Raw genomic sequence first — 18083 nt, forward strand, 5'->3', positions numbered from 1 at the left:
GTCAGACCCCGCGGCCGACCTCGTCGAGATCGACGACCGGGTGCCCGTCGGCGTCGTGGGCGACCCACGGGGCGATGAGCGCGTGCAGGTACTCGACGAGGTCGTAGCCCGCGGGCTCCTGGCCGTCGAGCATGCGCAGGATCTCGACGTACCCGTGCACGCCGGCCCACAGGTACGTGCTGACGAGCACCGGGTCGCCCGCCGTGAGTACGCCCTCGGCCATGAGCCGGGCGACGGTGCGCACGATGGGGGCGCCCTCATCCGAGGAGCCGTGCTCGATGTGCGGCGCCCACGGCGGCGGGTCGAGCCGGGCCCCCGCCCGGTCGGTGAGGATGACGTACATCGTGGGGAACTCGACCGCCCACGTGACGTAGGCCTTGCCGATCCGGTACAGGTCGAGCAGGTCGGCGCCCTCGCCGGCAGCCTCGCGGTGGGCCTGGACGAAGGACTCGTCGGCCTTGGCCACGACCTCGGCCACCAGGGAGCCGCGGCTCCCGAAGAACGTGTAGATGGCATTGGTCGTCGTCCCGGCACGCATCGCGACGTCGCGCACGGACAGTGCCTGGACCCCGTGGTCGGCGATGACCTGGGCCGCCTCGTCGATCAGGCGGTCCCGCAGGGTGTCGTCGTACGTGCGCTGTCTAGCCATGCCACACACTGTAAGTACATGCAGCGCCGTTTGAGACACGCGCCCGACGATCGAGACAACGAAGACAGGCGTTACGGCCGGAGTTCTACACAAATGCGCACCCGCCGGACGGCCCGCCGAGAGGCGGTCCGACCCGGTCGACCAGCTGTTCGAGCATGCCTACCCACGAGGGCCGAGCACCGGCCCGGACGCCGGCCCCCGGCGGCGGAGCGCCGCGCCACGGTCAGACCGTCGGACCGGCGGGCCCGTGGAGCACGGCGAGAGCCGCCTCCTCACCGCCGGCGTTCGTGTGCGGGAGCTCGGTCCAGGTGATGCCCACCTCAGCGTCGGCCACGGTCGCGAGCCTGTGCACCCACGCGGCGAACCTGGCGATCTCGTCGAACGCCGCCTCCCCGCGCGAGCGCAGGTGCACGGTGACGACGTTCCCGTCGCGCACCGGGCGGGGCACCACGCACCCGCCCTCGTAGGCGACCGGCGAGTCGCCCTCGGCGCGCTCCAGCGAGCCGGACCACCAGTCACGGATCGCCGACCACACCGCATCGTCACGCGAGGACGGGGCGAGGTCGGCCCTCAGGGTGACGATCGAGGCCTCGTCCCACGGCTCCGGACCGGCGCCCGCCCACTCGTGGTTGACGATGTACATCTTCGCGTCCGCCATGCCCCCAGCCTGCCAGTGCCCGGCGCGCGCACCTCGTCACCGGGTAGCGGACGACATCACACTGGCATTTTCCGCGGATCCGTGCGATAATCAGTCTCCAGGTCCGTGGGTTTCGGACGCCTCGTCGAGGCTTTCGTGCCCATGTCCTCACGTGCGCCGAGTGCCTGTGCCGCCGTCGGGACGACCGCCGCGCGAGCGGGCGGCCGGATCGGTCGTCCCGAGCAGAGGAGATTCATGCCCGTCGTTCCCGGTCAGACCGTCGTCCACCCCCACCACGGACCCAGCACCGTCGACACGGTCTTCACGCGCACGGTCAAGGGCGCCAAGGTGTCCTACGCGCGTCTCCAGGTCCTCGGTCAGGACCTCACAGTGGCGGTCCCGGTCGACATGCTCGACGAGGTCGGCGTCCGTGACGTGATGGATCTGGACCGGATCGGGACGATCTTCGAGGTCCTCGTGGCCGAGTCCCTCCCGTTCGAGAAGGTCTGGTCGCGTCGGATGAAGTCGGCGCAGGACCGGGTCGCCACGGGCGACCTGCTCAAGGTGGCCGAGGTCGTGCGGGACCTGCGTCGCCGCGAGGAGGAGCCCGGGATCTCCTTCGGCGAGCGCACGCTCATGCGGGACGCACTCCTCCCGCTGGTCAGCGAGCTCGCGATCGGTCTCGAGATCGACGAGGAGGCGGCGGACCAGATGGTCGACCGCGCGATCCTCGAGCAGGTCTCGCCGGACCTCACACCCGCCGCGCGCGCCACGCTCGCCCCGGCCAGCTGACGAACCCGGCCGGCTGACGAACCCGGCCGGCGGTCGGCCACTGCCCGCCGCCGGCCCGGTCCGACGGCACCCGGCACTGCGTCGTGAGGCGCCGCCGGAGTCCCCCGGGTCGCCGAACGACGCGTCCCCTGTCACGCTGGTGTCATGAGCGACGCCGATCTGCAGCAGGTGAGCGAGAATGCGGTCCGCCTGGCGGGCGAGCAGGGCGGGTTCCCCGCGCAGGAGCAGGCGCCGCCCGGCCTCACGGGAGCCATGGACCCGCGACCCGACCACGGCGAGGAGACCTGGCGCGGCCACGGGCGCCTCGAGGGGCTCCGGACGCTGGTGACCGGAGGGGACTCGGGCATCGGGCGTGCCGTGGCGATCGCCTACGCGCGGGAGGGCGCCGACGTCGCGATCTCCTACCTGCCCGAGGAGCAGACCGACGCCGAGGACACCGCCGCGTGGGTGGAACGGGCCGGCCGCAGGGCCGTCCTCCTCCCCGGGGACCTCCGCGAGGAGCAGACCGCGCGCGCGATGGTGCGCGACGCCGTCGCCGGCCTCGGCGGCCTGGACGTGCTCGTCAACAACGCCGGCGCCCAGTGGGCCCGGCGTGAGAACGGGATCGAGGACGTCACCACCGAGCAGATGGACTCCATCGTCAAGGTCAACCTCTACGCGCTGTTCTGGGTCACGCAGGAGGCGCTGCCGCACCTGCGGGCGGGGTCCTCCATCATCAACTGCGCCTCGATCCAGGCCTACGACCCGTCGGTGAGCCTTATCGACTACGCGTCGACGAAGGCGGCCATCAACAACATCACGGTCAACCTGGCCCAGGAGCTCGGCGAGCGCGGGATCCGGGTCAACGCCGTCGCCCCCGGCCCGATCTGGACGCCGCTGCAGCCCGCCACCAAGGGCGGGGACTCGATGCCCGGCTTCGGCGGGGACACCCCGCTCGGACGGGCCGGTCAGCCGGCCGAGCTGGCGGGCGCCTTCGTCTTCCTCGCCTCGCCCGAGGAGGCGAGCTACGTGTCCGCCACGGTGCTCGGCGTCACGGGCGGCAAGCCGGTCTTCTGACCGGGCCGCGAGGCTTCCGGTCAGGAGCAGCGGGACCGCGCCCGCCCGGACGTGCCGGCTCAGCTCTCGGCGAGTGCCTTGAGCCGCTCGATCGAGGCGAGGAGGTTGTCGCTCGTCGTCGAGCGGGCTCGCTCGTGGCGACTCTCGTCGTGCAGCTGCGTCCAGTCGTAGGTGTGGGTCACGAGGGTGCGCCCCTCGCCGATCTCCTCGAGCTCCCAGCGCCAGACGTGCCCCGCGGGCTCCTCCCCCACGCCGCCGGGCATCCAGGCGACGAGGCGGTCCTGCTCGAACTCGGAGACCGTGTTGGCGCGAGTCCTGCCGCTCGTGTTGAGCATCTCGAACACGTCTCCCACCTCGGTCAGAGGCTCGCTGCGGTGCGAGGCGACGAGGTTCTCGTTGCCGTCCCACCTGGGCTGGTTGGCGGGGACGGCGATGAGCTCGAAGATCTCCGACGCCGGGGCCACCACCTCCGCGCTCGCCGTCACCACGCGGCTCTCGTCCTTGGGTGCGCTCATGGCGACATCCAACCACCGGTGCCCGTGCCTGCCCAGGGCCCGGCTGTGCGCGCGGACCGCTCGGCATGCACACTTGCCGGATGCGGCGACACCTCGTCTGGGACATGGGCGGCACGCTCGTCGACACCTACCCGGCGGTCGACGCCGCGCTGGCACGGGTGGTGCGCGACCGCGGCGGCGAGATCACCGAGCGCGAGGTCGCGGCGCTGACCCGCAGGTCGACCGGCGCCGCCGTCGAGGCTCTCTCCGACCGCTTCGGCATCCCTGCCGCCGACCTCGAGGCCGCCCAGACCGACCTCAAGGCGGGTTGGGTCCGCACTCCCCCGCCGGTGATGACGGGAGCCCGCGAGGCCATGGCGGCGGCCCGCGCGCTCGGCGGCCTCAACCTCGTCGTCACCCACCGGGACCGGGCGAGCGCGACCGGCCTGCTCACCAGCCTCGGGCTCGAGGTCGACGACATGCTGTGCGCGCCCGACGGCCACCCGCGCAAGCCGGATCCCGCGATGTACCGCGAGATGCTGGGCCGGCACCGGCTCGAGGCGGACACCTGCCTCGCGGTCGGCGACCGGCCGATCGACGCGGAGGCGGCCTCGGCCGCGGGGATCGACAGCGCCGTCCTCGTCACGCCCGGCCTCGACCTCGACGACGGCGGAGCCCGTTGGCGGATCACCTCCCTGGACGACGTGGCCGGCCTCCTCGGGTGAGTGCGTCGCGGCAACGCGCCGGCAGCCACGTACCGGCTGGGGCGGCTCGACGCCGGAGCGCAAGAGGCAACCGCGCGCGGACCCGCTCGAGCGGGGTCAGCCCGCCGTCGGGGCATCGTTCCTGGCCGTCTCGCGGCGCAGCGCGAGGTACGAGAGCCAGGCCAGGGCCGAACCGACGACGAGGACGGCTCCCATGGGGACGGCGTCGTTCTCGCCGTTGATGCCGACGATCGGCGAGATCAGCCCCGCGAGCAGGAACTGTGCGGCGCCGAGGATGGCCGATCCGGTGCCGGCGGAGGACTTCAGGGCCTGCATCACGAGCGCGGAGGAGTTGCCCATGAACAGGCCGATCGAGGCGGCGGTGACGAACATCGCGACGAGGGTGGGGACCAGGGTCGGGCCCATGAGCGCGAGGACGAGCAGCGCGACGGCGCCGGTGGCGAGCAGGGCCAGGCCGACGCCGACCACCGGCAGGATCGGTACGCGCCCCGCGAGCCGGATCGCCAGCGCGCCGGTGGCCATGATCCCCAGGGAGTTGACCCCGAAGACGACGGCGAACTGCAGCTCGTCGAGGCCGAGGATGTTCTGCAGGACGAACGGCGAGGCGGAGATGTAGCCGAAGAAGGCGGAGAAGCCGAGGGTGAAGACGCCCGTGGCGAACAGGTAGGTGCGGTTGCGCAGGACCTCACCGGCCCCCGCCACGAGGCGGCGCAGACCGCCGGGCTCGCGGCGCTCGACCGGGAGCGACTCGGGCACGACCGCCACGACGAGCACCACCATGACGGCGACGAGCGCACAGACGACCCAGAAGATCGTGCGCCAGTCCCCGACCTCGAGGATGCCGCCGCCGATGCTCGGTGCGAGGGCCGGCATGAGGCCGCCGAGCACCATCATCAGGCTCATGAGCCGGGCGGTCCGCGGCCCGCGGGTCAGGTCCGTGATGACGGCGCGGGCCAGAACGATCCCCGCCGCGCCGCTCATGCCCTGGACGAACCGCATGGCGACGAGCACCGCGACGTTCGGCGCGAGGGCGCACGCGATGCTCGCGGCCAGGCACACGAGCGTGCCGACCAGGAGCGGGCCCCGGCGGCCCAGCGCGTCCGAGAGCGGGCCGATGAGGAGCTGGCCGAGCGCGAGCCCCACCATGAACGTGGTGAGCGTGAGCTGGACCGATGCCGCCGTCGTCTCGAGGTCGCCCTGCATCTGCGGGAACGCCGGCAGGTACATGTCCGTCGCGAGCGGGGAGACCGCCGAGAGCAGGGCCAGGGTGGCGACGAGCCAGGCGGTGGGACCCGGCGCGGTCCTGTCGTTCAACACAGCTCCTAGCGGTCGGCCCCCCATTCTGACGAGTGAGGGGATTTTTCGCGCCGCGGCGGCATGATGCGGTCGGCGAGTGAGCGGACCTCGGTCCGGCGAGTGAGCGCGAGCCGGTCTGTCTCTCGCCCGACACGCGAGCGCCGCCCGGACGGTGGTCCGGGCGGCGCCCACTGCTGTCGACGAACGTCGATCACTCGTGAGGAGGAAATCCACTCACTCGCCAGACATGCTCACTCGCGAGAAGGACGTCCGCTCACTCGTGGAAAACTCCCCTCACTCGTGAGAGGTGGTCAGCGGCGGACTCCGAGGGTGTCGGTGCCGTTGCCGTCCCAGTCACCCACGAGCACCTGGTCACCGGCGCGACCGTAGGTCAGCTCGATGTCCGCGTTCCCGCTGGCGATCTGGTTCTTCACGAAGTACGCGTTCCCACGACGCACCGCGAACGAGTCCACCGAGTCACCGTCCCAGTCACCGACCAGCACCGTGTCACCCGCACGGCCGTAGGAGATGACCTGGTCGGCCCACCCGTCCCGGACCTCGTTGGCCACGAAGAACTCATTGCCCCGCCGCACGGTGAAGGTGTCCAGGCCGTCCCCGTCCCAGTCACCGACCAGCACCTCGTCATCAGCTCGCCCGTAGGCCACCTCGACGTCCGCGTCCCCGGACACGAGGGTGTTGAGCACGAGGTACTCGTTCCCCCGCCGCACGGCGAAGGAGTCCGTGCCGTCGCCGTCGAAGTCCCCCGCCAGCAGCACATCACCCGCACGCCCGTACGTGAACGCCGGCTCCGCGGTCGCCGCGGCGGGGTCGTTGGTCACGTGGATCGCGTTCCCCCGCCGCAGCGCGAGGGTGTCGGTGCCGTCGCCGTCCCAGTCCCCCGCGAACACCTCATCGCTGACGCGGCCGAACTCGAACACCGTGTCCGCGATCGTGTCCCACTCGTTGTTGAGGAAGAACCCGATTCCCGGTGCCGGATCGGTCGGCTCACCGGGCTCACCCGGCTCCTCGGGCTCGCCAGGCTCCTCGGCGTCGCCCACGGTGGTGAACGTCGCCAGCGGCGAGACCCCACGACCACCGGTCGCGTTCTCCGCCACCACGTACCAGCCGTACGTCGTGCCCGGCTCCAGACCCGACCACTCCACCGACGCCGTCTCGCCCGAGGCCACCGTGTCGGTCCCGATCTCGGTCTCGGAGTAGGCGGTGACGAGGACCGAGTCGGTCGCGATCGACGTGGTGCGCGAGGTGAGGTCCACCGGCACCGTGAAGTCGTCCTCGGTGCCGTCGTAGTCACGGTTGGTGGCCGAGTCGAACTCGTGCGCGCCGAAGTTGTCGAGGCGCGGGGAGTACGTGTCCACGGTCATCTCGGACCTGTCGACGTCGAGCTGCAGCAGTCGGAAGAAGCCCGCGGTCTTCTCGCCGTCGACGAGGTACTCCTGGTAGTCGGCGAGCAGCTCGACCACGTGGTGGCCGGGCTCGGCGACGTCGTGCCGCACGTTGGTGCCCACGCCGTGGACGTGCCCCGAGAGCACGAGGAAGATGTTCGGGTTCTGCGTGACGACGTCGTTCCAGAGGTTCTCGCCCCAGAACGCGGTGTGCGTCGAGCCACGGGCATCGGGAGCGGTCGAGGCGTTGATGTACTCGTGCGAGGCGAGGATCGCGTTGCGGTCCGGGTACTGCGCGAGGATCTCGTTCGCCCAGGCCAGCTCCTCCGCGGTCGCGAGGTACCCGAGGTGCACGACGACGAAGTCCAGGCCGCCGGCCGTGAACAGGTCGTAGTGGTTCTGGTTGTCGCCCTCGCGCCACGGGCCGCCGTACTCCGCGTTCTCCCAGCCCTCGGACAGGGCCTCGTACCGCTCGGGCCCGAAGTACTCGTTGTACAGGCTGTTGTCGTTTCCGTACCGGTTGTCGTGGTTGCCGGGCAGGACCCCGTTGGGGATGCCGGCGTCGTCGAGGATCGACTGCGCCTCGTCGGCGACGTCGTACTGGGCCCGCGCGTGTGCGAGCCACTCGGGGTCCTCGGTCACGACGGTGTCGTCGTTGACCAGGTCACCGGTGTGCAGGGCGTAGGCGATGCTGCGCTCCTCGGCGTTGTCCGCGATCCACCGCGTGGTGTCGAGGTACGCGTCCCGGAAGCGGTCGGCCGCCGCACCCTCCTGGTCCACCGCCCCCTCGGACAGGTACTGGGTGTCGGTGTTGTGGGCGATCGCGAAGTCGTAGGTGTCCGGGTCGCGGAACTCATCGGCGATGGGGTCCTCGATGTCGTCCGCGAACGGGTCGTAGCCCTCGACGAGGAGGTGCACGACGCCGTCGTCCACGTGGGCGGCCTCGGCGACGCCGCCGAGCTCGGTCGCGCCGTCGGCCGTGCCACGGGCGTCCTGCAGGAGGTCCCATCCAAGGTCGGCGGCGTCCCAGACGTACAGGCGCACGCCGCGCGCCGGGTCGACCTCGCCGGACCAGGACACGACCTGCTCGCCGTCCGACTCGACGGGGACGTCGAAGCGCTGGAAGGTCACGCCCTCGGCCGCCGGGCTGCGCAGCACCTCGCCGTCACCGGGGGCGAGGAGCGTGGCGTCGGCCTCCTGCTGACCGGTGAGGTCGAGCTGGCCGAGCGGCAGCTCGTCCGTGGTGCCCTGGGCGGCTGCCGTGGGCAGCGAGGGCTCGGCCACGTAGAACGTGGCGTCGACGTCGTCGCCGTGCGGGTCGGTCACGGTCGCCGTGAGCGGGGCGTCGAGGCCGAGCGCCGTCTCGCCGTCGGCCGGGTCGAGGTCCGTGATCCCCGGCGTGTTCGGGGCGGAGGTGAAGGTGACGACGTGGCGCGAGGTGTTGCCGAGCGAGTCGGTGGACTCGACGACGAGCTCGTGCTCGCCGGCGGCGAGCGTGTCGGAGGAGATCGTCGTGCCCTGGGCGACAGGGGTGCCGTCGAGCGTGAGGGTGGGGCCGGCGTCGACGCCGGCGTCGTCGGAGACCTCCGCGGTGAGGGCGACCTCCCCGAGGAGGTGGTCGCCGTCGGCGATCGAGGACGAGACGAGCGCCGGTCCGGTGTTGTCGACGACGACGGTGCGCTCGGTGCGCGCACCCGCCTCGGTCACGGCCGCGATCGAGTGCTCGCCGTCCTCCAGCACGGTCGTGTCGAGCTCGAGGAGGAGCCCCGAGTACTCGTTCGGCTCGGCGTCGACCGTGAACTCGGTGGTGAGGAAGCGGGGCTTGTTGCTCGACCCGCAGTTGCCGTCGCCGATGTTGTACAGGCCGTCCGCGCCCGGGGCGGGGCCGGTCGTGGGGTTGTCAGGGTTGGTGAACTGCTCGCCGCCGGGGATCTGGAGGCGGAAGTTGCCGATGACGACGTCGTCGTGGTTGATGCCGCAGGTCGAGGCGCGCGTCCCGGTGTGGAACACGACCTCGTTGTGCCCGAGCGTGAGGAGGTCGGCGGGGACGTCGATCGGGTGGTCGTCGACGTTGGCGATCTGCTCGAGGATGCCGACCCGCTCGCCGTTGACCATGAGGTAGTTGCTGTAGGCGATCTCGACCGCAGCGGTGACGTCGAGGACGAAGGCCGCGTCGGTCTCGGCGAGCGCCTCGGCCCCGAGGGTGACCCGGGCGGAGGCGTCGGCGGTGCCGTCGACCTCGATCGCGGTCGGGTTCGCGCCCGCGACGCTGGGCGTGCTGACCACCGTGCGCATCCCGCTGAGCCGCTCGCCCTCGTCGAGGCCCAGCGTCGGCTCGGCGGCCTCCACCTGGTCGGGGTCGGGCTCCACCGGTGCGTAGCTCGGCGTGGCGGCGCCGGGCGCGGACGGCAGGGGGATCGCCCCTCCGTCGTCGGGGCTGGCCACGGCGGGCACCGTGGCCGCCACCACCGCGAGGGCTGCGGCCGAGGCCACGCAGCCCGGCAGACGTGATCTACGCATCGTCGACATCACTCCTGATCAGTACGTCCCGCACCAGGGGGGCAGGCGCGGACAGGCCCACCGACGGGCCGGTCGGACCGTGTCACGCGCGGGTGAACCGGAGGTGAGGTCGACGGGTGACCCGGATGAACTCCGGACGGCCGCTGTCCACGTCACGCCCCCTCGAGGACGAATGCGCTTGCAGTTGACGCCACGTCAACGACCACAGTGAGGTGTGCACCGATCGCGACGCACGGACGGAGGGAGCGACATGCCACGCCAGGAATGGTCGATGCAGGAGGTCGTCCGGCTCACCGGCGCGACGAGCCGGACCCTGCGGCACTACCAGGCGCGCGGGCTGCTCCGGCCGTCCCGGACCGGTCCCGGCGGGACGCGTCACTACGACGCCGACGGGCTGCTGCGCCTGCAGCGGATCCTCGTGCTCCGCGAGCTCGGTCTCGGACTGGGCGACATCCGGGATGTCCTCGAGGAGGACGTGCCGGTGGCGGAGTCGCTCCGCCGCCATGCCGAACGGCTCGAGCGTGAGCGGACGAGGCTCGGGGCCGTCGCGAGGTCGGTGCGGTCCACCATCACCATGATCGAGAAGGGAGGCGAGCTCGTGGCACGCGACATGTTCGACGGGTTCGACCACACGCGGTACCGGGGCGAGGTCGAGGAGCGATGGGGTCGGCGGGCGTATGCCGACTCCGACGCCTGGTGGCGCTCGCTCGGCGAGGACGAGAAGAAGGCGTTCCAGGGCGAGATCCAGGCGGTCGCCGAGGGCTTCGGCGACGCCTCGGCCCGCGGGCTCGACGTCCGCAGCGCCGAGGTCCAGGACCTCGCGCGGCGCCAGCACGAGTGGGTGGGAGCCGGCTGGGGCGGCACGCCGCCCGGCCGCGAGGCGTTCGCCCAGCTCGGCCAGATGTACGTCGACGACCCCAGGTTCGGACAGACATACTCGAGCGGGGGCCGCTCCTACGCGGCCTACGTCCGGGACGCCATGACGGTCTACGCGCAGGAGAACCTCGAGTAGCCGTGAGGTCCGCGTACCGGTCGGACCCCCGGGCGGGCACGGCCGCGAGGCCGTCCCCGCCCGGGGTCTCGGCGCGACGAGCGGGAGGGACATCGATGACGACGGTCCGGGTGGTCGTGAGCGGACGCGTGCAGGGCGTGGGATTCCGCGCGGCCTGCCGGGCGGCGGCGCGGGAGCGGTCCGTCTCCGGCTGGGTGCGCAACACCGACGACGGGCGCGTCGAGGCGCTCGTGTCCGGCACGCGTACGCGCGTCGATGCTCTTCTCGAGTGGTGCCGCACCGGTCCGCGCGCTGCCCGCGTCGACTCCGTCGACGTCCGGGCCGTCCGGGCCGACGAGGCCGGCGACCTGCCCGAACGGTTCGAGGTGCGCTGAACGACCGGCCGCTGCCGTACGGGCGGGCCCGCCCGTCGGCCGCCGAGGAAAACTTGCAGACGCTGCACGTTTCGCCCTACGGTCGCTCCGATGGACGACGCGACCACGGCACCCGCCCCGCTGGGACGGCGCGAGCAGCGGAAGCAGGAGACGCATCGGGCCATCAGGGACGCCGCCCTGGATCTGGCGCTCGCGCACGGCATGGAGTCGCTGACCGTCGACGCGATCGCCGACGCCGCCGGTGTCTCCCCGCGCACGTTCTTCAACTACTTCTCCTGCAAGGAGGACGCCCTCGTCCCCGAGACGTCGGAGGCGACGAGCGCGTTCCGCCGGTCGATCCTCGCGCGCCCGCCCGAGGAACCGCCGGTGCGCGCGCTGCGGGCCGGCATCGTCCGCTGCTACCGCCTCGGCGAGGTCCGGCTCGACCGAGAGCGCCTGCAGGCCCGCCAGCGGCTGGTCCACCAGCACCTCCCGCTGCTCACGCGCCAGCTGGCGCAGTACGTGAGCCTCGAGCAGGGGCTCGCAGAGGTGCTCGCCGAGCGGCTCGACGCCGAGCCCGACGACCTGCGGCCCGCCCTGCTCGCGGCCGTCGCCGTGGGCATCCTGCGCGTCTCGATCCGTCGGTGGACGGTCGACCCGAGCCACCCCCTGGAGCAGCAGATCGACGCGGCCTTCGCCGAGCTCGAGCAGGAGGACGTGGCTGCGCCACCGGTGCCGGCGCCACCGGAGGTGCTCTCCTGACCGGCGACGACACCGGCTCCGCGCGCGGCCCCGACTCCCCCGAGGAGCGGGTCCCGCGCGACGACGGACGCTCCCCCGCGCCGGTCAACCGCAACGTGCTCCTCACGGTGCTCATCTCGGGCGCGTTCGTCATCATCCTCAACCAGACGCTGCTCAACACCGCGCTGCCGGCGTTCATGGCGGACTTCGGGATCACCGCCAGCGAGGTCCAGTGGGTGACGACAATCTTCATGCTGGTCAACGGCATCATGATCCCGGTCACGGCGTACCTCATCCAGAGGTTCTCCACGCGCGCCCTGTTCCTCGCCGCCATGGGCCTGTTCACCGTGGGGACCGTCGTCTGCGCCGTGGCTCCCGTGTACCCCGTGCTACTCGTCGGGCGCGTGGTCCAGGCCGCCGGCGGCGGGATCATCATGCCGTTGGCGCAGACGATCCTCTTCGCGATCTTCCCGCTGGAGAAGCGGGGCTCCGCGATGGGCACGTTCGGGCTCGTCATCGCGTTCGCCCCGGCGATCGGACCGAGCCTGTCCGGGTGGATCGTCGACCATCTGCCGTGGCAGACGCTCTTCGTCATGATGCTGCCGATCGCGGTGGTCGACATGATCGTCGCGTACGCGATCCTGAAGAACGTCACCGAACGCTCGTTCCCGCGCCTGGACGTGGCGTCGGTCGTCCTGTCGACCCTCGCGTTCGGCGGGCTGCTGTTCGGCTTCGGCGCGGCTGGGGACGCGGGCTGGACGAGCGCCCACGTCATCGTGCCCCTCGTCGTCGGGACCGTCACGCTCGTGGCGTTCGTCCACCGGCAGCTGACCATCGAGGAGCCGATCCTCGAGCTCCGCGTCCTGCGCCACCCGATGTTCACCCTCAACACCGCGCTCGGCATGTGCGTGTTCATGGCGATGGTGGGCGGGATGCTCATCCTCCCGCTCTACACGCAGGAGATGCGCGACTACTCCGCCATGGAGTCCGGCCTCGCACTCCTGCCGGGTGCCGCCGTCATGGGGATCGTCTCTCCGATCACCGGACGCATCTTCGACCGATTCGGCGCACAGGTGCTGAGCATCGTCGGGTTCGTGCTGCTCACGGCGACCACGCTCATGCTGGCCCGGCTGACGACCGACACCTCCTTCACCTACATCGCGTCGGTCAACGCGGTGCGGATGCTCGGCACCGCGATGGTGATGATGCCGGTGACGACGGCGGCGCTGAACGTCCTGCCACCCGGCCTCATCCCGCACGGGACGGCGCTGAACAACACCCTGCGCCAGGTCTCCGCGTCGGTGGGCACCGCCGTGCTCGTCACCGTCATGGCCGGGGCCGCCCGCGACCCCCAGGTCCACGGGCAGGCAGGCGCGGTCCACGGAGCGAACGTCGCGTTCGCCGTGGCGGGTGCGGTGGCCGCGCTCGGGATCGTCGGTTCGTTCTTCGTCCGCGACTCCCGGCCCGGGCCCCGCGCTGCGCCGCCGGGCCTCCCCGCCGAGCCGCACGCGTAGGGCCGGCGTGCGTGGCGTCAGCGCGGGTCGTCGACGTCGCTGGCCCTCCCGTAGGTCTTGGGGGTGCTGCCGGTGCGCGCGGGCAGGGTCCTGCCGCGCTCGCGGCGCCGCTTGCGCGTGCCCGTGTCCACGTAAGGGTCGCGCATCTCGGGGACCTCGTCGACGGCCTCGGGCGCGACGACGACGTCGCTCGTGTCGTGCTCGTCCTCGCCGTGCCGCCGCTCGAGCTCCTCGGGCGGCAGGACCTTCTTCCACCGACGGGTGCGCATGGGCGGCAGCTCGCCGGCGTCCTCGCGCAGGGCTCTGAGCAGGGCGTACATCTGGAAGTAGGCGATGATGAAGAACGGCAGGCCGACGAGGATGATCGTCGACTCCAGCGCCTCCAGGCCACCCGTTCCCGAGAAGACGAGGAGCGTGGCGGTGATGACGCCGATCGCCACCGCCCAGAAGATGCGCTGCCCCAGCGGGTTGAAGTCCTCGTGGCCGTTGGCCATGGTGTCGGTGACGAGCGCGGCCGAGTCGACCGAGGTGACGAAGAAGATCACCACGACCACGATGGCGATGACCGACACGAGGAAGCCCGCCGGATAGTGGTCGAGGAAGGCGAACAACGCGCCCGGGATGTCCTCGTCGCCGACCACGCGGTCGACGAGCCCGCCGTCGCCGTTGAGCTCGATGTCGAAGGCCGAGTAGCCGAAGATCCCGAACCACAGCACCGAGAAGCCGGCGGGCACGGCGAGGACACCGGCGACGAACTGCCGGATGGTGCGTCCCTTGGAGATGCGGGCGATGAAGATGCCGACGAACGGCGACCAGGTGATCGTCCACGCCCAGTAGAAGACCGTCCACGTGTTCTGCCAGCCGGAGTTCGCGAACGTGTCGTTCCAGAACGCGAGCTCGGGGAGGTTGACGAGGTAGGTGCCGATCGACTCGATGGTGCCCTTGAGCACGAACAGCGTGGAGCCGGCGAACAGGACGAACAGCAGCAGACCCACGGCCATGACGATGTTGATGTTCGACAGGACCTTGATGCCCTTCTCCAGTCCGAGCGCCACCGAGATGAGCGCCGCGCCGCAGACCACCGTGATGATGACGAGCTGCCAGAAGGCGTTCTCGCCGATGCCGAAGAGCTCGGCGAGCCCGCCGTTGATCTGGAGGGTGCCCAGGCCCACGGAGACGGCGATGCCGAAGACCGTGCCGACGATGGCCACGACGTCGATGGTCCTGCCGATCGGTCCGTGGATGCGCTCACCGAGCAGCGGCTGGAAGATCGAGCTCACGCGCGGCGGAAGGTTGCGCTTGTGGATGAAGTACGCGAAGCACAGCGCGGGCAGGGTGAAGATCGTCCAGGTGTGCAGCGTGAAGTGGTAGAAGGTGAAGTTCATGGCGTCCGCGGCCGCTGCCACGCTCTCGGCCTCGATGCCGGACGGGCCGCGCGGCGGGTCCCCGAAGTGGCTGACCGGCTCGGCGACGCCCCAGAACATGAGGATGCTGCCGATGCCGGCGGCGAACAGCATGGCGAACCACGACGCGCCGGAGTGCTCGGGCGGCTCGTCGTCCGGGCCCAGCTTGACCCGGCCGAAGCGGCCGACCGCCATGAACAGCAGGAAGGCGAGGAAGACCGTGACGCCGAAGATGTAGAACCAGCCGAGGTTCGTCATCAACCACTCGGAACCCGCCCCGACGGCGGAGTCGAGCGGCCCCGTGAACACGATCGTCACGATGACGAAGCCGATGAGGACCGCGGCCGCCCCGAAGAAGATCCCCGGCGAGGTGCGCAGGCGCAGGAGGTCGTGCAGCTTGTCGAGCATCGGTCGTCCGCTCCTTCGTCAGTCCTGTCTCGGCCGCCCGGGGGCGCGACCGAATAATGTGGTGCACGGAACAGTCCCACACCTGTGACCGATGACGCGAACTCTCGGCGGTCGTCCGCGCGGCGTGTCTGCGCCGCCGTCCCGGTGGCACAGACGTGGCCCGAGCGCCGTGCGTCATGCTGAGGGCATGGACGATCTGCGCGTGCCTCCCGGCCCGGGCGCCCCGCGTGGCCTGGTCGTGCCCGCAGCGGAGCTGGTCGAGCAGTTCTCGCACGCGTCGGGACCCGGCGGACAGGGGGTCAACACCGCGGACTCGCGCGTCCAGCTGAGCCTGGACCTCGCCACGACGACGGCGCTCACCGACACCCAGCGCCCGCGCGTCCTGCGGGCCCTCGCCGCGCGGGCCGACGGGACGGTCCTGACGATCACCGCGGCCGAGCACCGGTCGCAGTACCGGAACCGCACCGCGGCCCGCCTGCGCCTCGCCGCCGTCCTGCGCGACGCAGTCATGCCGCCCACCGTGCGCCGGCCGACCCGTCCGACGCGGGGCTCTCAGCGCCGTCGGCTCCAGGCCAAGCGGGAGCGGTCGGAGATCAAGCGCAACAGGCGGCGCCCGAGCGACTGAGGCTGCGGATCAGGCCGGGTCGAGCCGGTCGAGACGCTCGCGCAGGTGCGCCAGCTCGCCCTCGTTACGGCACAGTCCGATCGCCTCGGCGTAGGCCGCCCGCGCCTCGCCCGTCCGGCCGAGCCGGGCGAGGAGGTCGGCCCGGACCGCGGCGGGGCGATGGCTGCCGGGCATGCGCACCGCGTCGAGAGCGGCGAGCCCGGTTCCGGGCCCGTCCGCCTCCGCGACCGCGACCGTGCGGGCCAGCTCGGCGGCGGGCGACGGCGCGACCCGCAGCAGCAGGTCGTAGTGCGAGACGATGCGCCGCCAGTCGACGTCGTCCGGCGTCGCCGAGGTCGCGTGCTCGGCGGCGATCCGCGCCTGCAGGAGGTACCCGGCCGCGGCCGGGGTCATCGGCGTGGGCCCGGCGAGCTCGCCGATCAGCGCGAGCCCCTCGTCGATCTCGTCACGGCGCCACAGCGCGCGGTCCTGGTCGGCGAGGAGGACGAGCTCGCCGCGCCCGCCGACCCGTGCGTCGCGGCGCGAGTGCTGCAGGAGCACGAGCGCGAGCAGCGCGGTGAGCACCGGCTCGTCCGGAGACAGCGCGCGGACCACCCTCGCGAGGCGGACCGCCTCTCCCGCGAGGTCGGCACGGAGGAGGTCCGTCCCGCTGCCGGGGGCGTACCCGGCCGTGAAGGCGAGGTAGGCGGTCCGTGCGACGGTGTCGATCCGTTCGGGCAGCTCGCTCGCCGCGGGCACCGCGAACGGGATGCCGGCCGCCACGATCGTCTTCCTCGCGCGCGTGAGGCGCGCCGCCATCGTGGGCTCGGGCACGAGGAAGAGCCGCGCGACGTCGTGCGTGGTCACGCCGAGGACGAGGCGCAGGGCGAGCGCGGCCGCCGCCTCGGGCCGCAGCGCCGGGTGGGTGCACATGAGGACGAGCCGCAGCAGGTCGTCCTCGAGGAGGTCGCCCGGGTCGGCCATCACGCCTCCTGTCTCGGCACCTCGTTCGGCCTCCGTCACGAGGAGCGGCGCCCGTCGCTGTCGCATCGCCTCGGCCCGCAGCTGGTCGACCATGCGGCGACCGGCGGCGCGATGGAGCCAGCCGGCGGGGTTGTCCGGGACACCACCGGCGGGCCAGGTGCGCGCGGCGGCCTCGACGGCGTCGCCGAGCGCGTCCTCGACGAGGTCGAGACGCCGGTAGCGCGCGAGGAGCAGGGCCACCAGACGGCCCCACTCCTCGCGCACCACGCGCTCGAGCTCCGCTGCCGTCACGCGACGTCGACCACCGGGCGACTCCCGGGGAGCCGAACGGTCACATCTCCACCACCGGGTTGATCTGCATGTCGTAGGCCGGGAGGACGGCGAGGAGGTCGACGACGGTCTCCCGGTCGGGTGCCTCGATGAGGTAGAAGCCGCCGAGCTGCTCGACGGCCTCGGCGTAGGGGCCGTCGGTGTGCGAGAGCCGCCCGCCACGGGTGCGCACGGTGCTGGCGGCGTCGCGGTCGGCGAGCGCCTCCCCCGCCAGGATCGTCACCCCCTCGCGCGCCTCGCACGCGGCGCCGAACGCCCCGAACTTCTCCATCAGCGCCGCCTGCTCCTCGGGGGACTGCTCGTCCCACGCCTTCTCGTCGCCGTCGGCCATCAGTAGCACCACGAACTTGCTCATCGTTCCCACCTTCTCTGCTTGCGGCAGGCGCGGTCCGCCGGCCGGGCCGCGGTCGCGACCTCATGAGCATGACGGACGAGCACCTCTCGATTCGACAACCCGGCGCGAGGAGTTCTCAGGCTCTCCCGCCCACGGCGCCGGCCCAGCGGATCTCGCCGTCGACGGCGACGTCGGTGCGGACCAGGCCGAGGCGCTCGGCGATACGCGCCGAGGCACGGTGGTCGGGGTGGACGTGGGCGATCAGGGTGCGCACTCCCCGCAGCACCAGCTCGTCCCGGAGGAGCTCCGCCGCCCGTCGGGCGTACCCGCGCCCCTGCCAGGCCCACCCGATCACCCAGGCGATCTCGGCGGTCGCGCCGTCGTCCGTGATCGTGGCCTGGACGTACCCGGCAGGTTCCACGCCGGGCCCTACGAGCACGATCCGGTTGAGCCACTCCTCGCTCCCGTCCGCGGGGCCGCCGCGCACCTGCGCCGTGTAGCGGCGCAGCAGGTCCGCGGCGGTCGGTGGCTCGCCGCCGGTGAAGCGGTAGAGGTCGGGATGCGAGAGGACGGTCGCCATCACCTCGGCGTCCTCGACGGCGAGCGGGCGGAGGCGAACGTCGGCGTAGTCCGGCATGGTCACGTCAGGCGCACTGCCCGCACAACGTCGGTGCGCTCCGGCGCGGGGAGCTCGTCGACCCCACGAACGACGATCGATGCCACGGTCTCACCTCCTGGTGTTGCCGTAGATGCTACGGCCGTGGTGGTCGTCCTCGGTTGGCTCGCACCCGTCGCGGCGACGAGTCCGTCGCACCGAGTCCGTCGCAC

Annotated in this window: 17 protein-coding genes; 8 read left to right on the top strand and 9 right to left on the bottom strand. The window is 72.0% G+C overall.

Translation table 11 applies throughout. The features are described 5' to 3' along the window. Nucleotide 1: 1 nt before the first annotated feature. The gene (locus tag ACZLKG_RS08390; protein WP_463648486.1) at nt 2-649 is read right to left on the bottom strand and encodes a TetR/AcrR family transcriptional regulator; all 648 of its coding nucleotides are present in this window, start codon (nt 647-649) and stop codon (nt 2-4) included. 223 nt (nt 650-872) lie between these two features. Beyond that, nucleotides 873-1307: a hypothetical protein gene (locus tag ACZLKG_RS08395; protein ID WP_463648487.1), complete on the bottom strand. Its 435-nt coding sequence runs from the start codon at nt 1305-1307 to the stop codon at nt 873-875. Nucleotides 1308-1541: 234 nt separating this feature from the next. Between ACZLKG_RS08395 and ACZLKG_RS08400 the strand changes: the two genes are divergently transcribed. Both ACZLKG_RS08400 and ACZLKG_RS08405 read left to right on the top strand, forming a co-directional pair. Next, the gene (locus ACZLKG_RS08400; RefSeq protein ID WP_425709774.1) at nt 1542-2078 is read left to right on the top strand and encodes a CarD family transcriptional regulator; all 537 of its coding nucleotides are present in this window, start codon (nt 1542-1544) and stop codon (nt 2076-2078) included. A 144-nt stretch (nt 2079-2222) separates the two neighbouring features. Next, nucleotides 2223-3134, top strand: coding sequence for an SDR family oxidoreductase (locus tag ACZLKG_RS08405; RefSeq protein ID WP_425709773.1), 912 nt, complete (start codon nt 2223-2225; stop codon nt 3132-3134). A 59-nt stretch (nt 3135-3193) separates the two neighbouring features. Here ACZLKG_RS08405 and ACZLKG_RS08410 read toward each other — a convergent pair whose 3' ends face one another. Continuing rightward, nucleotides 3194-3649, bottom strand: a complete 456-nt coding sequence (locus tag ACZLKG_RS08410) for an SRPBCC family protein (protein ID WP_425709772.1) — start codon at nt 3647-3649, stop codon at nt 3194-3196. A gap of 80 nt (nt 3650-3729) precedes the next feature. Here ACZLKG_RS08410 and ACZLKG_RS08415 point away from each other — a divergent pair, with 80 nt between their 5' ends. Next, nucleotides 3730-4353, top strand: a complete 624-nt coding sequence (locus tag ACZLKG_RS08415) for an HAD-IA family hydrolase (protein WP_425709771.1) — start codon at nt 3730-3732, stop codon at nt 4351-4353. Nucleotides 4354-4449: 96 nt separating this feature from the next. On the opposite strand, the gene ACZLKG_RS08420 is transcribed toward ACZLKG_RS08415, so the two are convergent. Both ACZLKG_RS08420 and ACZLKG_RS08425 read right to left on the bottom strand, forming a co-directional pair. Continuing rightward, a complete protein-coding gene (locus tag ACZLKG_RS08420) occupies nt 4450-5667 on the bottom strand; it encodes a multidrug effflux MFS transporter (RefSeq protein WP_463648488.1) in 1218 nt (405 codons plus the stop codon). A gap of 293 nt (nt 5668-5960) precedes the next feature. Continuing rightward, entirely contained in the window at nt 5961-9572 is a 3612-nt protein-coding gene (locus tag ACZLKG_RS08425; RefSeq protein WP_463648489.1) for a metallophosphoesterase, read from the bottom strand. A gap of 250 nt (nt 9573-9822) precedes the next feature. Between ACZLKG_RS08425 and ACZLKG_RS08430 the strand changes: the two genes are divergently transcribed. The 4 genes from ACZLKG_RS08430 (at nt 9823) to ACZLKG_RS08445 (ending at nt 13192) form a co-directional block, all read left to right on the top strand. Continuing rightward, on the top strand, nt 9823-10584 hold the full coding sequence (locus ACZLKG_RS08430) for a MerR family transcriptional regulator (RefSeq protein WP_425709768.1): 762 nt from the start codon (nt 9823-9825) through the stop codon (nt 10582-10584). A 95-nt stretch (nt 10585-10679) separates the two neighbouring features. After that, nucleotides 10680-10958, top strand: coding sequence for an acylphosphatase (locus ACZLKG_RS08435; protein ID WP_425709767.1), 279 nt, complete (start codon nt 10680-10682; stop codon nt 10956-10958). A 90-nt stretch (nt 10959-11048) separates the two neighbouring features. Next, the gene (locus tag ACZLKG_RS08440; RefSeq protein WP_425709766.1) at nt 11049-11699 is read left to right on the top strand and encodes a TetR/AcrR family transcriptional regulator; all 651 of its coding nucleotides are present in this window, start codon (nt 11049-11051) and stop codon (nt 11697-11699) included. A gap of 95 nt (nt 11700-11794) precedes the next feature. Next, nucleotides 11795-13192 (top strand): DHA2 family efflux MFS transporter permease subunit, encoded by a 1398-nt coding sequence (locus tag ACZLKG_RS08445; protein WP_463648490.1) that lies wholly within the window; start codon nt 11795-11797, stop codon nt 13190-13192. A gap of 17 nt (nt 13193-13209) precedes the next feature. Here the strand turns inward: ACZLKG_RS08445 and ACZLKG_RS08450 are convergent, their stop codons facing one another. Next, nucleotides 13210-15003, bottom strand: coding sequence for a BCCT family transporter (locus ACZLKG_RS08450; RefSeq protein ID WP_425709764.1), 1794 nt, complete (start codon nt 15001-15003; stop codon nt 13210-13212). 187 nt (nt 15004-15190) lie between these two features. Here ACZLKG_RS08450 and arfB point away from each other — a divergent pair, with 187 nt between their 5' ends. Continuing rightward, nucleotides 15191-15628, top strand: coding sequence for an alternative ribosome rescue aminoacyl-tRNA hydrolase ArfB (gene arfB, locus ACZLKG_RS08455; RefSeq protein WP_425709763.1), 438 nt, complete (start codon nt 15191-15193; stop codon nt 15626-15628). A gap of 9 nt (nt 15629-15637) precedes the next feature. On the opposite strand, the gene ACZLKG_RS08460 is transcribed toward arfB, so the two are convergent. The 3 genes from ACZLKG_RS08460 to ACZLKG_RS08470 all read right to left on the bottom strand — a co-directional run bounded on the left by ACZLKG_RS08460 (nt 15638) and on the right by ACZLKG_RS08470 (nt 17892). Then, nucleotides 15638-16882 carry an RNA polymerase sigma factor gene (locus tag ACZLKG_RS08460; protein ID WP_463648491.1) on the bottom strand — a complete coding sequence of 415 codons (1245 nt, stop codon included), beginning with the start codon at nt 16880-16882 and terminating at the stop codon, nt 15638-15640. A gap of 40 nt (nt 16883-16922) precedes the next feature. Continuing rightward, nucleotides 16923-17276 (bottom strand): YciI family protein, encoded by a 354-nt coding sequence (locus ACZLKG_RS08465; RefSeq protein WP_425709761.1) that lies wholly within the window; start codon nt 17274-17276, stop codon nt 16923-16925. Between the two features lie 115 nt (nt 17277-17391). After that, entirely contained in the window at nt 17392-17892 is a 501-nt protein-coding gene (locus ACZLKG_RS08470) for a GNAT family N-acetyltransferase (RefSeq protein ID WP_425709808.1), read from the bottom strand. Nucleotides 17893-18083: the final 191 nt, after the last annotated feature.

The organism is Georgenia sp. Z2081 (genome assembly GCF_055326445.1).